This is a genomic window from Pseudarthrobacter sp. MOO13 (assembly GCF_058267655.1).
Genome location: NZ_CM177848.1, coordinates 3010727 through 3028503, shown reverse-complemented (window position 1 = coordinate 3028503; position 17777 = coordinate 3010727). Strand labels below are relative to the sequence as shown.

The 17777-nt window shown below is 65.9% G+C and carries 18 protein-coding genes; 11 read left to right on the top strand and 7 right to left on the bottom strand.

Features of this window, described 5'->3' with window-relative positions:
* Nucleotides 1-22 precede the first annotated feature (22 nt).
* The 3 genes from AC4EEO_RS13845 (at nt 23) to AC4EEO_RS13835 (ending at nt 2079) form a co-directional block, all read left to right on the top strand.
* Complete coding sequence (locus AC4EEO_RS13845) at nt 23-904, top strand: SAM-dependent methyltransferase (RefSeq protein WP_491339066.1); 882 nt, start codon at nt 23-25, stop codon at nt 902-904.
* Nucleotides 905-1096: 192 nt separating this feature from the next.
* Nucleotides 1097-1603 (top strand): SRPBCC family protein, encoded by a 507-nt coding sequence (locus tag AC4EEO_RS13840; protein WP_491339065.1) that lies wholly within the window; start codon nt 1097-1099, stop codon nt 1601-1603.
* Nucleotides 1600-2079 (top strand): nucleoside deaminase, encoded by a 480-nt coding sequence (locus tag AC4EEO_RS13835; RefSeq protein ID WP_491339064.1) that lies wholly within the window; start codon nt 1600-1602, stop codon nt 2077-2079. Before AC4EEO_RS13840 ends, AC4EEO_RS13835 begins: the two co-directional genes overlap by 4 nt.
* A gap of 30 nt (nt 2080-2109) precedes the next feature.
* Here AC4EEO_RS13835 and AC4EEO_RS13830 read toward each other — a convergent pair whose 3' ends face one another.
* Complete coding sequence (locus AC4EEO_RS13830; protein ID WP_491339063.1) at nt 2110-2412, bottom strand: YciI-like protein; 303 nt, start codon at nt 2410-2412, stop codon at nt 2110-2112.
* Between the two features lie 328 nt (nt 2413-2740).
* Here AC4EEO_RS13830 and AC4EEO_RS13825 point away from each other — a divergent pair, with 328 nt between their 5' ends.
* On the top strand, nt 2741-3862 hold the full coding sequence (locus AC4EEO_RS13825; protein ID WP_491329093.1) for an IS110 family RNA-guided transposase: 1122 nt from the start codon (nt 2741-2743) through the stop codon (nt 3860-3862).
* A 359-nt stretch (nt 3863-4221) separates the two neighbouring features.
* Here AC4EEO_RS13825 and AC4EEO_RS13820 read toward each other — a convergent pair whose 3' ends face one another.
* A complete protein-coding gene (locus tag AC4EEO_RS13820) occupies nt 4222-4890 on the bottom strand; it encodes a TetR/AcrR family transcriptional regulator (RefSeq protein ID WP_491339062.1) in 669 nt (222 codons plus the stop codon).
* Between the two features lie 98 nt (nt 4891-4988).
* On the opposite strand from AC4EEO_RS13820, the gene AC4EEO_RS13815 reads away from it, so the two are divergent.
* Both AC4EEO_RS13815 and AC4EEO_RS13810 read left to right on the top strand, forming a co-directional pair.
* Nucleotides 4989-5438 carry a nuclear transport factor 2 family protein gene (locus AC4EEO_RS13815; protein WP_491339061.1) on the top strand — a complete coding sequence of 150 codons (450 nt, stop codon included), beginning with the start codon at nt 4989-4991 and terminating at the stop codon, nt 5436-5438.
* Complete coding sequence (locus AC4EEO_RS13810) at nt 5435-6322, top strand: SDR family oxidoreductase (protein ID WP_491339060.1); 888 nt, start codon at nt 5435-5437, stop codon at nt 6320-6322. Before AC4EEO_RS13815 ends, AC4EEO_RS13810 begins: the two co-directional genes overlap by 4 nt.
* On the opposite strand, the gene AC4EEO_RS13805 is transcribed toward AC4EEO_RS13810, so the two are convergent.
* The 4 genes from AC4EEO_RS13805 to AC4EEO_RS13790 all read right to left on the bottom strand — a co-directional run bounded on the left by AC4EEO_RS13805 (nt 6319) and on the right by AC4EEO_RS13790 (nt 11664).
* Nucleotides 6319-7218 (bottom strand): NAD(P)-dependent oxidoreductase, encoded by a 900-nt coding sequence (locus AC4EEO_RS13805; protein WP_491339059.1) that lies wholly within the window; start codon nt 7216-7218, stop codon nt 6319-6321. The two genes, AC4EEO_RS13810 and AC4EEO_RS13805, sit on opposite strands and share 4 nt — an antisense overlap.
* A 14-nt stretch (nt 7219-7232) precedes the next feature.
* Complete coding sequence (locus AC4EEO_RS13800) at nt 7233-9152, bottom strand: TRAP transporter large permease (RefSeq protein ID WP_491339058.1); 1920 nt, start codon at nt 9150-9152, stop codon at nt 7233-7235.
* Nucleotides 9153-9230: 78 nt separating this feature from the next.
* The gene (locus AC4EEO_RS13795; RefSeq protein WP_133832054.1) at nt 9231-10265 is read right to left on the bottom strand and encodes a DctP family TRAP transporter solute-binding subunit; all 1035 of its coding nucleotides are present in this window, start codon (nt 10263-10265) and stop codon (nt 9231-9233) included.
* Nucleotides 10266-10311: 46 nt separating this feature from the next.
* Complete coding sequence (locus AC4EEO_RS13790) at nt 10312-11664, bottom strand: NAD(P)H-dependent oxidoreductase (RefSeq protein WP_491339057.1); 1353 nt, start codon at nt 11662-11664, stop codon at nt 10312-10314.
* A gap of 237 nt (nt 11665-11901) precedes the next feature.
* Here AC4EEO_RS13790 and AC4EEO_RS13785 point away from each other — a divergent pair, with 237 nt between their 5' ends.
* Nucleotides 11902-12936, top strand: a complete 1035-nt coding sequence (locus AC4EEO_RS13785) for a LacI family DNA-binding transcriptional regulator (RefSeq protein ID WP_491339056.1) — start codon at nt 11902-11904, stop codon at nt 12934-12936.
* 12 nt (nt 12937-12948) lie between these two features.
* On the top strand, nt 12949-13260 hold the full coding sequence (locus AC4EEO_RS13780; RefSeq protein ID WP_133832057.1) for a putative quinol monooxygenase: 312 nt from the start codon (nt 12949-12951) through the stop codon (nt 13258-13260).
* A gap of 78 nt (nt 13261-13338) precedes the next feature.
* Here the strand turns inward: AC4EEO_RS13780 and AC4EEO_RS13775 are convergent, their stop codons facing one another.
* Nucleotides 13339-13845: a hypothetical protein gene (locus tag AC4EEO_RS13775; protein ID WP_133832058.1), complete on the bottom strand. Its 507-nt coding sequence runs from the start codon at nt 13843-13845 to the stop codon at nt 13339-13341.
* Nucleotides 13846-14291: 446 nt separating this feature from the next.
* On the opposite strand from AC4EEO_RS13775, the gene AC4EEO_RS13770 reads away from it, so the two are divergent.
* The 3 genes from AC4EEO_RS13770 to AC4EEO_RS13760 all read left to right on the top strand — a co-directional run bounded on the left by AC4EEO_RS13770 (nt 14292) and on the right by AC4EEO_RS13760 (nt 17700).
* On the top strand, nt 14292-15305 hold the full coding sequence (locus AC4EEO_RS13770; protein WP_491339055.1) for a metallophosphoesterase family protein: 1014 nt from the start codon (nt 14292-14294) through the stop codon (nt 15303-15305).
* Nucleotides 15306-15401: 96 nt separating this feature from the next.
* Nucleotides 15402-16439, top strand: a complete 1038-nt coding sequence (locus AC4EEO_RS13765; RefSeq protein ID WP_285320155.1) for an AAA family ATPase — start codon at nt 15402-15404, stop codon at nt 16437-16439.
* 418 nt (nt 16440-16857) lie between these two features.
* Nucleotides 16858-17700 carry an esterase/lipase family protein gene (locus AC4EEO_RS13760; RefSeq protein WP_491339054.1) on the top strand — a complete coding sequence of 281 codons (843 nt, stop codon included), beginning with the start codon at nt 16858-16860 and terminating at the stop codon, nt 17698-17700.
* The last annotated feature ends 77 nt before the right edge of the window (nt 17701-17777 follow it).

Below are 17777 nucleotides of genomic sequence, written 5' to 3'. Positions count from 1 at the left end.
GGCGCCGTTGTAGGGTCGGGGCGTGATCGTCCCCGATATCTCCCAGGACGCCTTAGCGGTGGCGGACCACTACGACGAGCTCGATCCCGTCTACCGCCGGGTGTGGGGCAATCATGTCCACCACGGACTGTGGACGACGGGCCGCGAGACGCCCGCCGAGGCCGTCGAGGCGCTGGTGGATACTGTTGGCGACCGGCTGGGCCTCATGCCGGGCCAGGAATGCGTTGACATCGGCTGCGGCTACGGCTCCACGGCACGGCGGCTCGCTGTGACGCGCGGGGTTAGCGTCACCGGCTTCACCCTGTCCGCTGAGCAGGCCCAGTATGCCGCCGCGCATCCCGTGGCCGGTGTGGACATCCAGGTCCGCGACTGGCTCGCCAACGGGCTGGCCAACTCCTCGGCCGACGCCGCGTGGGCCATCGAATCGAGCGAGCACATGGTGGGCAAGTCCCGGTTTTTCGCCGAGGCGCACCGCGTGCTGGCACCCGGCGGCCGGTTCGTCATCTGCGCGTGGCTCGCCGAGACCGATGCGGGCCGTTGGAAAATCCGCCACCTGCTGGAGCCGATCTGCCGCGAGGGTCGCCTGCCCTCGATGGGCACGCGCGAAGAGTATGAGGCGATGGCTATGGCGGCCGGTTTTGAGATCACCGGCTATGAGGATGTCAGCCGCCGCGTCGCCCGCACCTGGCCGATCTGCGCTCGCCGGCTGGTGAAGGCCCTGCTCGTGGATCCCGAGATGCGCCGGCTGGCCCTTCGCGCCCGCAACCGCGTCTTCGTCCTTAGCATCCCGCGCCTGATCCTCGCCTACCGCACCGGTGCCATGCACTACGGGATCTTCACGCTCAGCAAGGCTGGGGAGGGCGGTACGCAAACCGGGCCAAACGCCTCAGCCGAAGCTGACTGACCATAGCTCCCGCTCCGGCCTTACGTTCAGGGCAGCGGCTGACGCTCGCCCACGCTAACTGAGGCCGACGCCGGAAGGTAGTCGCGACGTCGTCGTTCCATCTTCCTCGCCATGTCCTATCCCCGCCCAGGAGTAGTTGTGGCACGGCGGCCGCTATCGGCCGGAGAAGTGCCCGTCTGCAAGGATGGAGCCATGGACCAGAGCAGCCCCCGCCAGCACCAGGATTCCGTCACGGTCAATGCATCAGCCGAGACGCTCTACAGCCTGGTCTCCGACGTCACCCGCACCGGTGAGTGGAGCCCGGTCTGCAAAGCGTGCTGGTGGGACGACGAGACCAGCGCCGACCACGTTGGCGCCTGGTTCACCGGCCGGAACGAGCTCCCGGACCGGACCTGGGAGACCCGCTCGCAGGTGGTGGCCGCCGAGCCGGGCCGCGAGTTCGCCTGGGTGGTGGGCGGCAAATACGTCCGCTGGGGCTTCACCCTCACCCCGGCGGGCACCGGAACGGTCCTGACCGAGTCCTGGGAATTCCTGCCCGAGGGTATCGCCATGTTCGGAGAAAAGTACGGCGCCGGCGCCGACGCCCAGATCGCCGACCGCACCCAGCAAGCGCTGGAGGGCATCCCGAAAACACTCGAGGCAATCAAGAGAATCGCCGAGTCCATCGCCGCACACGACGACGTAAGGTCCCCGCTATGACCCACGAACAGCACCAAACCGCCGCCCCGGCACTGGAGAGCAACGATTTTCAGGCATTCGAGGCCGCCTACCAGGCCGCCCGGAAGAGCCTGGCCGATGGCGGGATCCCCATCGGGGCCGCGATCGCCCGGGAAGGCAGCGTCTTTGCCAGCGGACACAACGAACGGGTCCAGAACGCCGATCCGATCGCGCACGGCGAGATGTCAGCGCTCCGCGCCGCCGGCCGGCAGAAGAGCTACCGGGACACCACGCTTTACACCACGCTGGCCCCGTGTGCCATGTGCGCGGGAACCATCATCCAGTTCAAGATCCCCCGCGTGGTGGTGGGGGAGGCGCGCACGTTCGACGGCGAACTGGACCTCCTGCGCGCACGTGGGGTTGAGGTGGTGGTCTTGGATGATCAGCGTTGCGTGGACATGATGCGCTCGTTCCAAGCCGACAAGCCGGACCTGTGGGCCGAGGACATCGCCGAGTAGGTTCAGGTCAGTGCGGCCAAACAGTCACGTTTACGGGTGGACCGGTGAGGCGGCTTCGTTGCCCAACACGGTGTTCCACGGGCTGGCGGCCCACGATGTCACGACGCCGTTGATGACGTAGGGGTCCGCTTCCGTAAACGCTTTGGCGGCCTCCAGTGGGTTCTCGCCGGTGAAAATCAGCAATCCCTTGAAGGGGCCTTCGCCGGCTGCTCCGCCCAGCAGAAGCTCGCCGCGTTCCACGGCTTCCCACCCCGCCCTGAGATGGTCGGCGCGGTACTGTTCACGGCTCTCAAGATAGTCGTCAGCGTAGGTGTATTCGAGCACGGCGTGCATGCGGGTCTCCGTTCCGGTCAGGGGTATGGCTAGACGATATGTAGTAGGAGGTGGCCGGCTTGGGAGGACCACCTGTCGAGCCTCTGGACCCTTCTGGAGGTCCATTGTCGCCGGACCGTTTCCGGAGCGTCCTGCTTTGTGCGATTCCCGTCGCCGATGCGGATCGGTGGACGCTCCGGATCTAGTTCCGGCGCTGATGGCCCTCTGTCAGAAGGGTCCGGAATATGTGGCCCAGGGGGCTGGAACCTCCTTTTCAAAGCAAGTCGTGGGTTGCCTGCCACACTTGGCGAACAGGTAGAGCCACATTTGAAATTTGGAGGTTCCAGCTATGTTCGAGCGTACAAGCGTCGGCTTGGATGTCCATGCCCGCACTGTTGTTTCATGCGCCCTGGACGCGCAGACCGGCGAAGTCATTTTGCACCGCATGACTCCGGATCGTGGTGAGATTCTCGCCTGGATTCTTTCCCTGCCGTCGCCGGTCAGAGTCGTTTACGAGGCAGGACCAACGGGCTTTGGCCTGGCACGGTTCCTGCTGGCCTCCGGGATCGACACAGTCGTCGCGGCACCATCGAAGCTCCAGCGCCCGTCCGGGGACCGGGTAAAAACTGACGCAAAGGACGCACTGCATTTGGCCCGGCTCCTGAAGCTGGGTGAGGTCACCGGGGTAAGAATTCCATCGGCGGACCAAGAAGCTGCACGGGATCTGGTCCGTTCCCGGGAAGACGTCCGTGGCGATCTGATGCGTTCCCGGCACCGGATTTCCAAACTGCTGTTGCGCCAAGGCATCGTCTATTCCGGCGGGCAAGCCTGGACTGGCACTCATGAACTCTGGCTGGCACGCCAGCACTTCGAGAACCCGGTCCGGCAGCTGACCTACGAGTCCTCCCTGGAAGCGATGCATGAGATCTCAGACCGCCGGGACCGCCTCGATCAAGCGATCACAGAGATGGCGTATGCGAGCGAGTACACCCCGGTGGTCAGATCACTGCAGTGCCTGCGCGGCGTCTCGACGCTGACCGCGTTTGGACTGGCCGTGGAGATCGGCGACTGGGACCGGTTTACTGGTTCCACGATCGGCGCTTACCTCGGCCTGGTCCCGACTGAGCATTCCTCCGGGCAGTCCCGGTCCCAGGGGTCCATCACGAAGACAGGCAACAGCCACGCGCGCCGCCTGCTTGTGGAGGCCGCATGGCACCACCGCAGGCCCTATAACAACCCGTCCCGGCTCATGCGGTCCAGGTGGGAGGAAGCCACCTCCGAAGCACGAACCCGCGGCCATGCCGGCAATCGGCGCCTGCACGAACGCTGGCTCAGCTACCTCGAACGCCGCAAGCGCCCGGTCATCGCCAACGTCGCCATCGCCCGCGAACTCTCCGGCTGGTGCTGGTCCCTGGCCACAAGCACACCTCCGGCAGCCCGCTCCCCAAGATCGATCGCGTCCGTGCACTGATCAGAGACAGAAAGCCCCCGGGGAAACCCAGTTGGAAGTGGTTCCTTGCAGCGCGTGGAGTAAATCCGCGATACACCTATGGGCAACCAACAACGGCCACGCCCGTCATTGCTAGACCAGCGGTAACCTCCAGCCGAACACTTCGTCCTGCGGTAACCAACCCGCGCATATCAGTCTGACCGCGCAGTCGCCAACGACACGCTGGCCACACCCAACACCTCTTCCCAGGGCACAAAAAGGAAGCGGTCCCAGGCAATCCAGCCCGAGGACCGCTTCCTCACGCTCTTGACAAACGAGACCTACATATCAGGTGTAGCAGTAGCCTACGCGCGGTTTCGAAAGGCTGGTTTTCGACAGGCTCAACCGCCGGCGGACGGCAAGAGGTTGGCCGCCAGGGTCCTGGCCATGAACGTCCCAAAGCGCTCGGCGCTCCAGCCGCGCTTGAGGACCAGGGTCTCGTACAGCTCGGCCGAGGTGCTCATGAAGAAGACGTCAGCCACCTCCTCCGCCGTCAGGCCCGGGCGCAGGAATCCCCGTCCGAGCACCTGGTGCGCGTTGTGCAGCATCCGCCGGTACCGCTCGTCATCCACATGGCGCAGGAGCGCGGCCATGTCCCGGTCCCCGCTCGACGCGGCGTCCCGGATAAGCAGGTAGACAGGCGAGCCCAGCGGGCTCACCTCGGAAATGAACCGGCCGAACTGCTCCAGAAGCTCGCGGGCGTCGACGGCGGTGGCCTGCGCACGGTCCGACCGCTCTTCAGCGGGAGGGCCGCCGGATCCCAGGAGGCTTTGCTCGTAGATCGCCCGGACCAGCCCGGGCTTCCCGCCGAACCCCTTGTACACCGACTCCTTGGACACGCCGGCGGCATGGGAGATGGCGGCGATGGTGGTCCGGCCGTATCCCTTCGCGAGGAACAGCGCGCGCGACTCGGCGAGCACCCGCTTCCTGGACTCCTCGGCCGCCTCCTGCCGGCGGCGGGCGTCGTAGCCGCGGGAACGAGGTGGCGCACCATTGACCGCGGGTCCCATCGGGCTTAAGCTCCTTGTATCAGTTAGATACAGCTGACTGTATCAAATTCAGCGTACCAGCCTCTCCGCCTCCCGCGACGGAACCTAAGGAGCAGATCATGGACGCTTCAGGAATAGACCGCGTCCCCGAAGGCCCGGTCCGGCGCATGCTGGCCGCGGCCGCCCGCCACGACCTCGAGGACATGGTGTCCCAGTTCGCGGATGACTACCGCAACACCACCCCCGTCCACCCCGCCCGCAGCTTCACCGGCTCCGCCCAGGTCCGGAAAAACTGGACGGCACTCTTTGCCGGCCTGCCGGACCTCACCCTCACCGTCCACGACGCCGCCACCGGCCCGGACGGCAAACTCTGGCTGGAATGGAGCAACCGCGGCACCCGTCCGGACGGATCCGTGCAGCGCGCCGCGGGGGTGGCCATTTTCACCCTCCGTCACGACAAGATCGCCGCAGCCCAGTTCTACCTTGAGCCCGTGGACCAGGACTCCGGCGACGTGAACCAAGCCGTCCGGGAAGCAATCCAGGGCGCTGCGGGAGGTGGCCGGCCATGATCCTGGTGGTCGGCGGCACGGGCCGCCTTGGCCGCGCCGTGGTTCCCCTCCTGCTGCAGGCGGGACAGCAGGTCCGTGTCATGGCCCGCGGCACGTCCCAGCCTTTCCCCCAAAAGATGGGCGACGACGTCGAACTCCTCCGTGGGGACCTCGCCTCGGACACGGACTGCCGGCAAGCGGTGGCCGGCTGCACCGGGGTGGTGTTCGCGGCCTCCGGATTTGGGGCCAAAGACACAAACCCGCGCGCGGTTGACCGCGACGGCGCCATCAGGCTGATCCGTGCGGCCGGCGCAGCCGGAGTCCGGCACCTGGTGATGATGTCCATGCACGGCGCCGCCCCGGACGGACCGATTGACTACCTGCGATGCAAAGCGGCCGCCGAGGATGCGCTCCGTTCATCCGGCATGGACTGGACGGTCATCAGGATGGGGGCGCTCCTGGAACAGCGGTTGGAGATCATGGCGGCCCCGCTTGAATCGAAGGGCAAGGTGCCCGTGTTCGGCTCGGGAGTCGTCCCGGTGACCTATACCTCGGTCCGGGACGCGGCCGCCGTCGTGGTCCGTGCCCTCCGGGATCCTGCGCTGCGGAACCGCGTCATCGACTGGGGCTCGCAGACGCTCACTGCCAACGAGATGGCGGAGGCCCTGTTCGCCCGGGCCGGCCGTGGGTCGGTCCAACGGATCCCGGCGGCCGCCGCGCGGGCCCTCTCCGTGGCTGCAAAGCCCTTTTCACCGTTCCTCGCCCGGGTGGCGGGCGCTGCGGCCTGGGAGGAATCGGGGGCGGCTTCTTTTGAGTACGCGCCAGCGCGGGCCGAGTTTCCCGACATCCCGGTCACCGGGCTGCAGCAGGTCCTCGAGGCGGCTCCGCTGAATCGAAGGACCTAACCCTGGATGGTCCGGTAGATCCCCGTGTGGTCCAGGTCGCCGTCGCCTGCCGCGATCATCTTTTCGAAGACGCCCCGCAAGCAGCCTGCCAACGGGAGTTTCACGCCCGAAGCCCCGGCAGTCTCTGCGATGAAGTTAAGGTCTTTCAGCTGGTTCTTTGCCGAGCCGCCGCCGTCGAAATTCTGGTCGATGAAGCGCTGTCCCTTTTGGGCCAGTACCTCCGAGTTGGCCAGGCCGCCGGCCAAGACAGACTGCACGCCCGCCAGGTCCAGGCCTGACGCCGCAGCCAGGGCCATGGCCTCGGCCAACGCTGTCACGGTGGCGGCAACCACAATCTGGTTGCACGCCTTGACGGTTGATCCGGCTCCGGTTTCCCCGAACCACGCCACTTTGGTGCCGTACAACCCAAACAGCGGTACGCAGCGTTCGAAGGCCTCTCGCGGCCCGCCGGCCATGATGCTGAGCCGGCCCTCCGCCGCACCGATGGTTCCGCCGCTTAGGGGCGCGTCAACCACCGTGACGCCCCAGTTGGTCCGGCACTTCTCACCGAAGGCAGCGACGGCCACGGGCGAGACCGTCCCATGGATCACGAGGATGGGCTGCTCGGTGCCGGCGCGCTTCCACCCCGCCAGCAGCCCGTCGTCGCCCGCCAGCAGGGCCTCGACCTGCGGCAGGTCCGGCAGGACCGTCAGGACAATGTCCCGGGCGGCGCCGGCGGGGGAGGCCGCGAGGCTGGCACCGGCAATGGCTCGGGCCTTGTCCGATGTCCTGTTCCACAGTGCCAGCGGGACCCCGCCGGCCAGGATGTTCCGTGCGATAGGTGCCCCCATCGGTCCGGTGCCCAGGAGGGCCACGGACCCGTGGATGGCGGGCGGCTGCTGTTGCTCAACTGTCAATGTGGTTATGTTCTCTAGAAGGGGATGAGGCCGGCGAGGGCGGGGAGGAGGGTGCTGAACCAGGGCACGGCCGCGAGGACGAGCAGGCCGATGAACACCGCGATGAGGTAGGGCCAGAAGTGCTTGAGGCTCTTCTCGACGGTTTCGTGTCCGGTGGCGCAGGCTACATAGAATCCGACGCCGGCCGGTGGCGCGAAGGACCCGATGCCCATCGAGATGATCAGGACCATGGCGTACTGCACCGGGTTGACGCCGAAGCTGGTGGCGATCGGCAGCAGCAGGGGCGCGAAGATCAGGACGGCCGGCAGACCCTCGAGCAGCTGGCCCATGATGATCAGCAGCACCACCGTGAAGAGCATGAAGAGGACCGGCGAGTCACCGAGGCTGGACATCAGGTCGTGGATCTGCTGGGAGACGCCGGCAAGGGCGAGCGTCTGCGCCAGGGGCGAGGCGGCGGCGATGATGAACAGCACCATGCCCGCCGTCGTGGTGGTTTCCCGCAACGTGTCCCCCAGCAGCCGCTTGCTGCCGCGGCGGTAGGCGGCGGCCAGGATGAAGGCGTACGCGACGGCGACGGAGGACACCTCGGTGGGGGTCGCGAAGCCGCTCAGGATCCCGGCCACCATGCCCACCGGAAGCAGCAGCGTGGGAATCGCGAAGAAGGTGGCAGAGCCGCGGGTCCGCCACGTTGCCTTCGTGCTGGCGACGCCGCCCTGTTTACGGGCGCGGACGAACACGAGCGCCATCACCACCAGGGCCAGGAAGGCCGCCGGCAGGAATCCGGCCAGGAACAGGGTGGTGGTGGAGATGGTGGTGATGGATCCAAGGACGAGCAGGACGATGCTCGGCGGGATCGTTTCGCCCATGATGGCGGAGGCCGACAGGACCGCCACCACCTCGCCGCGTGGGTACTTGCGCTCTTCGAGCATGTTCCGCATGGTGGTGCCGACGGCGGCAACGTCAGCCACCTTGGAACCCGAGATGCCGGAGAAAATGTACATCGTCACGACCACCACCTGAAGCAGGCCGCCGCGCAGGTGCCCGATGAGGGCGTCGACGAGTTTGGCCAAGGGGAGCGTCAGCCCGGCGGAGTTCATCACCGTCCCGGCGAGAATGAAGAACGGGATGGCGAGGAGCACGAAGCCCTTGGCGCCGGAAGCCATGCCGATAGGGATGGCGCTGACGTCCGAGATGCCGCCGAGGTAAAGGTAGATGCCGGAGGCCAGGGCCAGGACGAAGGCGATGGGAAGGCCCAGGAAGAGCAGGATGAACAGCACCGCAAGGACGACGCCGAGGAGAAGGTTGGGAGACGCGTAGTAGAAGAGCGGCTGGCTGAGGACCACCAAGGCACTGAGTGCCGCGGTTATGCCGGCCGCCACGAACACAGGGCGTCGCTCCTGCCGCTTCATCTTGACCAGGGCGAACCAGGCGATGAGGACCATCCCCGCCGAGAAGGGAAGGGACACCCAAAACACGGGCAGCTGGAGAATGGGGGTCTTCTCTTCGATCTGCTGGACCAGGGTGGGGACGTAGAGGGCAAACGATCCCGCGCTCATGACGAAGACCAGGCAGTCGACCAGGGCCGCAAGGTATGGCTTCCAGGTGGCCGGCAGCCGCATGATGAGCGCCTGGACTGACATGTGTGCACCCTTGGGATAGGCGATCGCGCCGCCGATGAAGGCGATGGTCAGGAGCGCGATCTCCGACACTTCCTGGGTCCAGAGCACGGAATCGCCGGTGACCAGCCGGACCATGATGTTCAGCAGGATGACCAGGAGCTCGGCGATAATCGCCGCGCCGACGGTGCCTTCGAGGACCTTGTCGAACCACACGGCACCGCTCCAGCGCGGCGGGACGTGGCCGTGGTGCAGGATCTCCTCCGCGTCAGAGGGGAGGACCTCCTCAAGTTCCTCGGGAGGGAGGGTGCGTTTCATGTTCTTCCAGACTGTCGACGTTGAGAGCGGATGTGGCGCATGGGTGCCGGGGCAGTATGCCCCGGCACCCGCTTACGGTTAGTTGGAGGCGGTGAAGGCAATCGCCTGGTCGAAGAAGTCCTTGCCGATCAGCTCGGAGAACTTCGGGTACAGGCCCTTGGACGCGGTCTTGAATTCCTCGATGGCGGAGGCGCTGAGCTCGTTGGCCTGCATGCCTTTGGCCTTGAGGTCGTCCAGCTGCTTCTTGGACTGCTCCTGGTCGTAGCCGGTCTTGAACGTGGCCGTTTCGGTGGAAGCGTCGGTGAGGGCCTTCTTTTGGTCGTCCGAGAGCGTGCCCCACTTCTTCGATGACAGGGCCAGGACCCACGCGTCATTGATGTGGTTGGTCAGGGACACGTACTTCTGCACCTCGGAGAACTTGTTGGTCCACGGCACCTCGATCGGGTTTTCCTGCCCGTTGATGGTCCCGGTCTGCAGGCCGGTGAACACCTCGGAGAAGGCCATGGTGGTGGGACTCGCACCGAGGGAGCCGAAGTAGTCCGTCCAGAGCGGGTTGCCCGGAACGCGGATCTTCATGCCCTTCAGGTCAGCCGGCTGCTGGATGGGGCGCACCGAGTTGGTGATCACGCGGCCCGTCCTGGTCATGAAGCTGAGCGCCACGGTGTCCTTCTGGGCCAGCTTGTCCTTCAGGACCTGGCCCGGCTTGCCGTTAAGGAAGGCCGCCTCCTGGGTGGTGTCCTTGAAGAGGTACGGGATGCTGATGCCGTTCATCTCCGGCACCACGGAGGCATAGACCGATGTTGACAGGATCAGGGCGTCCAGGGAACCACCCTGCAGGCGGGTCACGGCCGCGTTCTGGTCGCCGCTGAAGCTTGTTCCGTTGGGAACCACGGTGACCTGGACGGACCCGTTGGACGTCTTCTTGACCTGGTCCGCAAAGTGCTGGGCCGAAACGCCAACGGACGAGTCGATGGGGTCCGGGATGGAGAGCTGGATCTTCGCCGGGGCTGCGCCGCCGGTCCCGCCGGCAGCGCCGGAGGCGCAACCGGCCAGGAGGGACGCGGCGAGGGTGCAGGCCAGCGCTCCGGTGAGGGCGCGGAATTTCGAATTCATGTGAAGCCTTTCTTCGTTGGAAGGAGTCAGTTCAGGGGGGTGCCGGTCAGGCGGTGAGGGCAGATGCGGTGACGAGCGCTTCGGTTTCCCGGCGCAGTTCCAGGGCCTGGGCCAGGGAGTCGTCCATGATGACGTCGTCCCAGCCCACGGTTGCGCCCTTGGCGATGTCATTGCGCAGTTCCACGTGGTGGGCCAGGGCCACCGGCAGCGCCCCGGTTTCCACGGAGTGCCGGGCCGAAACGAGCTTGCCCCAGACGGTGTAGCCGCCTTCGCCGTCGAGGAACTCGCCGGCCTTGAGGTCCTTCTTGGCCGTTGCCACCACGTCGCCGAAGAATCCCACAGGCGAGCCGGTGGCAATGCCGCGGAGGGCGGCGTTGGCGATGGAGACGTTGAGTTCCAGGCCGACATAGTGGTACGGACGGTACAGTGCCGCGTACTGCCCGGTGGGGTCCGGGTGCCAGGGGTACTCGGTGAAGCAGCCGGAAACATATCCGTTCGTCGCCTTCACCACCACGAAGACGCCTTCCTGCGTGTTGTGGGGGATCCAGGTGCCGTCGCGGTTGACGCTGGACATGACGTCGACGCTGCCTTCGTGGGCGAGGGCCCCGCCCACATCGCTTGGCCGGCAGACCGTGGCGATCTGCTCGACGTCGCCCGGGGTGAAGCTCAGCCCGTTATCGGAGGGGACCAGCCCGGCGCCGTTGGCGACGGCGGCCATCTCGATGGATGCCTTGGTGCCGTCCCGGAACGAGGTGTGCATGTACGGGTTCAGCTGGCCGGAGTCGGTGAGTTCCTTCGAGAATTCCCAGTTTTCCCAGACGTTGTCCGGGTTCATCTCGTGATAGTGCTCAAGGTACTTGGCGCCCTTGCCGGCGCAGACAACGTCGAAGCCGCTGGTCCTCGCCCAGTCCACGAGTTCCATGATCAGGGCCGGCTGGTCACCGTAGGCCATGGAGTACACCACGCCGGCGGCCTCCGCACGGCGGGCCAGTGCCGGCCCCGCCAGAGCATCGGCTTCAACGGTCACCATGATGATGTGCTTCTTCGTCTCGATGGCCCGCAGCGCGTGCTTCACCCCCACGATCGGGTTGCCGGTGGCTTCGACGATGACGTCGATGTCGACGTCGAACAGCTCGTCCGCGTTCGCAATGATCGCTGTGCTTCGGTCGCGGAGGGCGGTGGCGATGTCCGGTGCGATCTGGTTCCTGGGCCAGCCGACCAGTTCGAAGGCTCCTTCGGCGCGCTTGACGTTGATGTCGGCGATGGCCACCACATGGATCCCGGGGATGTTGTTCGCCTGAGCGAGGTACATGGTGCCGTACCTGCCGGCGCCGATGAGTCCCACTCGAATGGGACGGCCCTGCTGCTCGCGGTCGCTGAGGAGCTTGTGAAGGTTCATGGGGGATCTCTCTGATTGGCGTTTCCGCGTCCGGGAAGCACCTCCACCGCACGGGTGGGGCAACTTCTTTGTCGCGGGATGTGAATTCGAGGGCCGGAGTGGAACCGGTTCCACTTTTGTACCAGCGGGTGCTAGGCTGTGTCAACGGTCACAACGAAAACGCTTTTTTGGGCGCCTTTCATGACGGCGCAACTATCGATGCCGGCGATCGGGTAGAACCTTCAATGAGGAGGAGAAGTGAAGAAGGCTCCAACAATCCGCGACGTCGCGTCCGCCGCGGGAGTGTCGGTTTCCGTGGTGTCCCGGGTCCTTAACCCTGAGTCCGGCCCGGTTGCACCGGCCAAGCGGGACATGGTGCTCAGGGTCATCGAGGATCTCGGTTACCGGCCGCGTGCCGCCGCCCGTGAACTGAGCGTGGGCCATGCCCCCACCGTGGGGCTGGTGGTGGCCGACCTGGCCAACCCTTTCTTCGCCCAGCTGGCGGACAGGATTGTCTGGGAGGCGCGCAGCCATGGAGTCCAGGTGGTGGTCATGACCACGCAGGAAGATCCGCACCTTGAAGCGGACTCCCTGGACACGCTCCTTGACCGGTCCGTCGGCGGCGTAATTGCCACGCCCACCGGAGCGAACGTGGAAAAGTGGGCGCGCCTGCAGTCCCTGGGCGTCAACGTCGTCTTCGTCGACCGCACCATTCCGGAGCTGGCGGACGTTGACGTTGTGAGCATCGAAAACGTGGACTCGGCCCGCCATGCCACCGAATACATGCTCGGACTGGGGCACACCCGGATCGGTCTGATTACCGGGCCTGTCAGCACGTCCACGGGACGGTCCAGGATCCAGGGGTACCAAGCCGCCCACGACAGCTGCTCCGTCACGGTGGACCCGCAGCTGATCCGGGACGTGCCGTTCCGCGGTGACGGAGGGGGCGACGCCGTGGGGTCCCTGCTGGCGCTGCCGGACCGTCCCACCGGGATCATCGTGGCCAACACCGCCCAGGTCCAGAGCGCCGTCCGGCGCCTGGTCCAGACAGGCACCCGCATCCCCAACGACCTTTCGGTCATCGTCTTTGACGACAGTCCCTGGACCGAACTGACCAGCCCGCCGCTCAGCATCATCCGGCAACCCATCGGCATGCTCGCGCTTCACTCCCTGGAATTGGTGCTGGGGCGGATGCAGGGCAAGTTGCCCGACGGTCAGCGGACCATCGAGGTCAAAGCGGACTTTGTTCCGCGCAACAGCTGCTCACCAGTCGGGCTCACCCCAACCAGATAAGGAATACCCACCATGACCGTCATCGTCACCGCCGTCTTCACGCCCAAGGACGGAGCCTTCGACGCCGTTGCCTCAGCCCTTGCCCCTGCCATCGCCGAGGTGCATAAGGAGCCGGGCTGCGAGCTCTACGCCATCCATGAGGCCCCCAACGGCCAGATCGTCATGATCGAAAAATGGGACTCGGCCGAACTGCTGGACGCACACGGCGCGGGAGAAGCCGTCGCGCGGCTGAACGCCTCTCTCGAGGGCCTCCTGCAGGAGCCGGTGGACGTCACCAGGCTGACCCCGATGCCCGCCGGAACGGCGCACCAAGGAGAGCTCTGACCGCTCCGTTTTGGGTTCCTGCTTTCAGGCGGCAGGCCGCTCCCGGTTCTCTGGGAGCAGCCTGCCGGGAGAGCAATCCTAGGGTGCGAGCAATGCGCAGACATCTACCACCTGGCCCGGGCCCGAGAACAGCCTTCCTTCTCCTCCGGTTGGGGTGAGGGCATAATTGACATTTCCTGTCGTATAGAAGAGCCCTTCTGCATGCTGTCCGTCGACTGCGGGAACGATGAGGAGATTCTCCCCGACCGAGACGACCTCTTTGCTCCCGTCGGGCAAGGTCTGCGCATGGGTCGTACCCGTGATCAGGTACTTCACGGTCTTTCCATTCGCGGTCAACGTAATTGTCATGCCCGGCGAGATCGAAATGACTCCCTCGTTTCCGTGGGATATCTCCTTCGATTTGCCTGTCAGCTGGGCGGTCACGTTGAAGCCGGGACAGTCGTTTCCGAAGACGTCCTGGAGCGAGAAGGGGTCCGTGGGGTTTGGTGTGGATGGTGCGGCGGCGGCAGGGCCGGCGACTCCGGCGAGCGTTGCGGTTGCTGCGATTGTGATCGGAATGGCGATGCGGGTGAGCCAGTTCCTCATTGAAGTACTCCGTTGTAGCGGTTGAATGATTCCCCGGGAACGGGACAAGTCCCTGACTGCAAGGACTTGGAGTCTAAGAGGGCGGCCAAACGCCATCACGAGCGATTGATACGCGCATATGGAAGTTAGGGGTTACCCGCGTATGTGCCCCTAATCCGAAGAGCGCTCTCCGAAAGTGCCGGTCCTGTTGCGGCGCTCGACGGAAGCCCAGCTGCCGGTAAAGGGGTTTGGGCGCGTTCCACGAACGCGGCGCCGGAGATGCTGATCGCGTCAAGCCGGCACTTGCGTGGCCCGAAGATCCGGCGCACCTTGGCGGCCCACGCCGCCGCTTGGAAGCGCCAGGCCTTGACACCCGGGGCCGCCCTTAGGACCATCAGAGTTCCGGTGGGGTTCGGCTTGTCCGTCGCGGCCCGGCCATCGGTTCGACTTCTCCAGGGGGTTACCGGATGCAGTCAGCGCTCCGTCGCCTCAAGCGCGTTCGAGGGGTGGCCGCAATCGCCGCGGCCCTCCTGGTGGCCGCCGCCGCGGGCTGCACCGGTGCCCCGGAACCTCCTGGGCCGCCCGGCGGCACCGCGAGCCCCGCGGCGGACGTCCGGATCGCCGCCGTCGGGGACATGAACCCCGAGGGGAACGCGGACCCGGACAGCAGGTCTGGCCGGAACGGTGCGGCCATCTCCCGGCTGGTTAAGGACAATGAGATCGATGCGTTCCTCGGGCTCGGCGACTTCCAGTACGACACCGCCTACTGCCGGGACTACGTGGACTACTGGACGCAGCTGTGGGGCGGCACGATGCCCAAGCTGTACTGGGTGTCCGCCCCCAACCACGACTGGCAACCGGGCCGCAACGAAGACCTTGATGATTTCATGAACGGCCAGTGCCCGGGCTCGGACGCGAAAGCGGCCATCAACGAGGAAAGGGGCTTCATTCCCAACGAAAAACCGTATTCAAAGGACTTTGGGAACTGGCACTTCGCATTCCTGCCTTCCGGGCTGTGGCGGTACGACAAGGCAGCGGCTTCCGCCGCGACAACATGGCTGGACACTGACCTCGGTGCCGCCAGGGCAGCAGGCAAACACCTTGCGGTGGTCTACCACGAGCCCTACTTCACGTCGGACACGGACGAACATGAGCGGGCCGCAAACCATAAGCCCTGGATCAACGTGATGTGGAAGCACCGGGTCCGGCTGACCCTGTCCGCCTCACAACACAACTACGAGCGGTCCTGCCCCGTGGATAATGCGGATACGTGCGTCGATGACGGCATGACAGCCTTCCAGGTTTCAACGGGAGGCCGCACCCTCCGCCCGTTCACCAGCAGCCCAAATTACATCGCCAAGCGGTTCAGCGACACCCACGGGTTTCTCCGGCTGACGCTGCATGGTGACGGTTCGTTCGACTGGAATTTCGTCCCGACCACAGGGCAGAGCACGGACACAGGTTCGCGGTCGGCACCCTGATCTGTCCGCCAGGCAGAACCCCGCGCGTGCTCCCCATCCTCCAGCGCACCTCTGACCCATCCGCCCCGGTGGCGAATCGAGGTCTACAGTGGAGGCATGGCTCTCAGCCGCAATCCGCTCGATGACCTGCGTGAAACCATCGGCCACCTCGCCGATCAACTCAAGCTGCCCGGTTCGGAACGCGTCGACGACCTCGTCGGCGATCTTATGGGTGCCAGGCCCGGGCCGGCGCGGCCGCTGTCCGAGCTGCAAGCCGAGCTCGATGCGTTGGTGGGACTGGAGACCGTCAAGGAACAGGTGCGTGCCCTGGTCGCGCTGCTCCAGGTCCAGGCACGCCGCAAGGCGCACGGCCTGCCGGAAGTGGCCACCTCTCAGCACCTGGTGTTCCTCGGAAACCCGGGTACGGGCAAAACCACCGTGGCGCGGCTCCTGGCCGAGATGTACCGGGCGGTGGGCCTGCTGCAGAAGGGCCACCTGGTCGAGGTGGACCGTTCGGGCCTGGTGGGGCAATACGTCGGCCAGACCGCGATCAAGACGGACCGGGTGATCCGGCGCGCACTGGACGGCGTCCTGTTCATCGACGAGGCCTATGCGCTGGCCCCGGAGGACGGCCGGATGGACTTCGGCCCGGAAGCCATCGAGGTCCTGCTCAAACGCATGGAGGACCACCGCCACCGCCTGGTGGTGATCGTGGCCGGGTACCCGCGGCTGATGGAGGCTTTCCTGCTCTCCAACCCCGGACTCCGCTCCCGGTTCGCCCGCGAGATCACGTTCCCGGACTACTCCGTGGACGCACTCCTGGCCATCTTCAGCCAGATGCTGGCCCAGCACGAGTACATCCTGGAACCGGACGCGGACCAGATGTTGCGCCGCATCTTCACCGGGCTCCACGCCGGCGAAGACTCCGGCAACGCACGGTTCGCCCGCACGCTGTTCGAGCAAGCGCTCAACAGGCAGGCGCTGCGGCTCTCCCTCGACGAGGACCAAAGCCTCGACGCGCTCGACCGGGAGGCCGTCATGACGCTCACCGCTGACGACCTCGTCCAAGCCGCGATGGCGTTGGGCGAGGAGCCGGAACCGGAACCGACGCCGCCACCCGAGCAGCCACGCTGGAAGCGCTGGCTGCTGGCCTGACTCTGTTTACGCCCGGCCTGATCCCGCCAGCCCTGAATCCGCCAGCCCTCGAGATCGCCGGAGCGGTGCGAGCCCGCCGGAACGTTCCGGCGAGTTCGCACCGTTCCGGCGACCCGGACACCGCTCCGGCGATCTCGGCGCGAGCCGCAAAACTGCACATTTGTGCAAACGCCGCTGGGAGCCCGTCCACGCCGCGATAAGGCCAAAAATAGCTACTCACCAGTAACAATACCTGTGCCGTGGGTCACATCAGGTGTACATGGCCGCGCTGCAGGGAAGGGATTTTGGCCGCACGTCCGTGCAGATCCGCTACGCAGGGAAGGCATCGCTGCAAGCATGGAAAACCTCGGCCGGGCCTCATGGATCCCCCAAACCATGAGGCCCGGCGCCCCGCAGACTGACAAACAAAGAGGTTTCCATGTCACTCCTAACCCGGGCCCTGTCCGTTGCGGCAGCCGCCGTCCTTGCCTCCTCCCTGATGGCAGTCCCTGCCCAGGCCGTTGATGTCTCTCCCCCGGGCGCCAACGACTGGACCTGCAAGCCATCTGCGCAACACCCATATCCGGTCGTCCTTGTTCCCGGCACGTTCGAGAGCATGGAGAAAAACTGGTCCACCATGGCGCCGTACCTCAAGAGCCAGGGCTACTGTGTCTTCGCCCTCAACTACGGCGCCACCAACGGTGTGTACGCCACGGCTCCCGTCACCGAATCCGCGAAGGAGCTCGCCCCGTTCGTGGACTCTGTCCGCTCGGCCACCGGCGCCAAGCAGGTGGACTTGGTGGGCCACAGCCAGGGCGGCATGATGCCCCGGTACTACATGGGCTTCCTCGGCGGCGCCAAGTACGTCCACCAGCTCGTCGGCATCGCCCCGTCCAACCACGGCACCAAAGGTGTGATCCTGCCGCCGCCGGACCTGGTTCCCACTCCCGACTACACGGCCGCCGGCTGCGCCGCCTGCGCCGACCAGCAGGCAGGCTCGCCGTTCATGCAGGAACTCAACTCCATCGGCGACACCGTGGCCGGTCCCGCCTACACGGTCATCTCCACCACCCACGACGAGGTGGTCATCCCGTACAACAGCCAATTCCTGAATGGGAGTGCGCGGCAGGTCACCAACATCACCATCCAGGACAAGTGCCCGGCGGACGTCTTCGAACACGATCAAACGCCCAATGATCCCGTGGTCCACCAGCTCGTGGGCAACGCCCTGGGCCAGCCGTCCGGCCCGGCGGACCCGGCGTTCCAGCCCGTCTGCCTCTAGCCCCTGAAGCAACGCCTAACCCCTGACAGCAATAACGACGGCGGGCGGCCGGCACCCACGCCGGCCGCCCGCCGTCG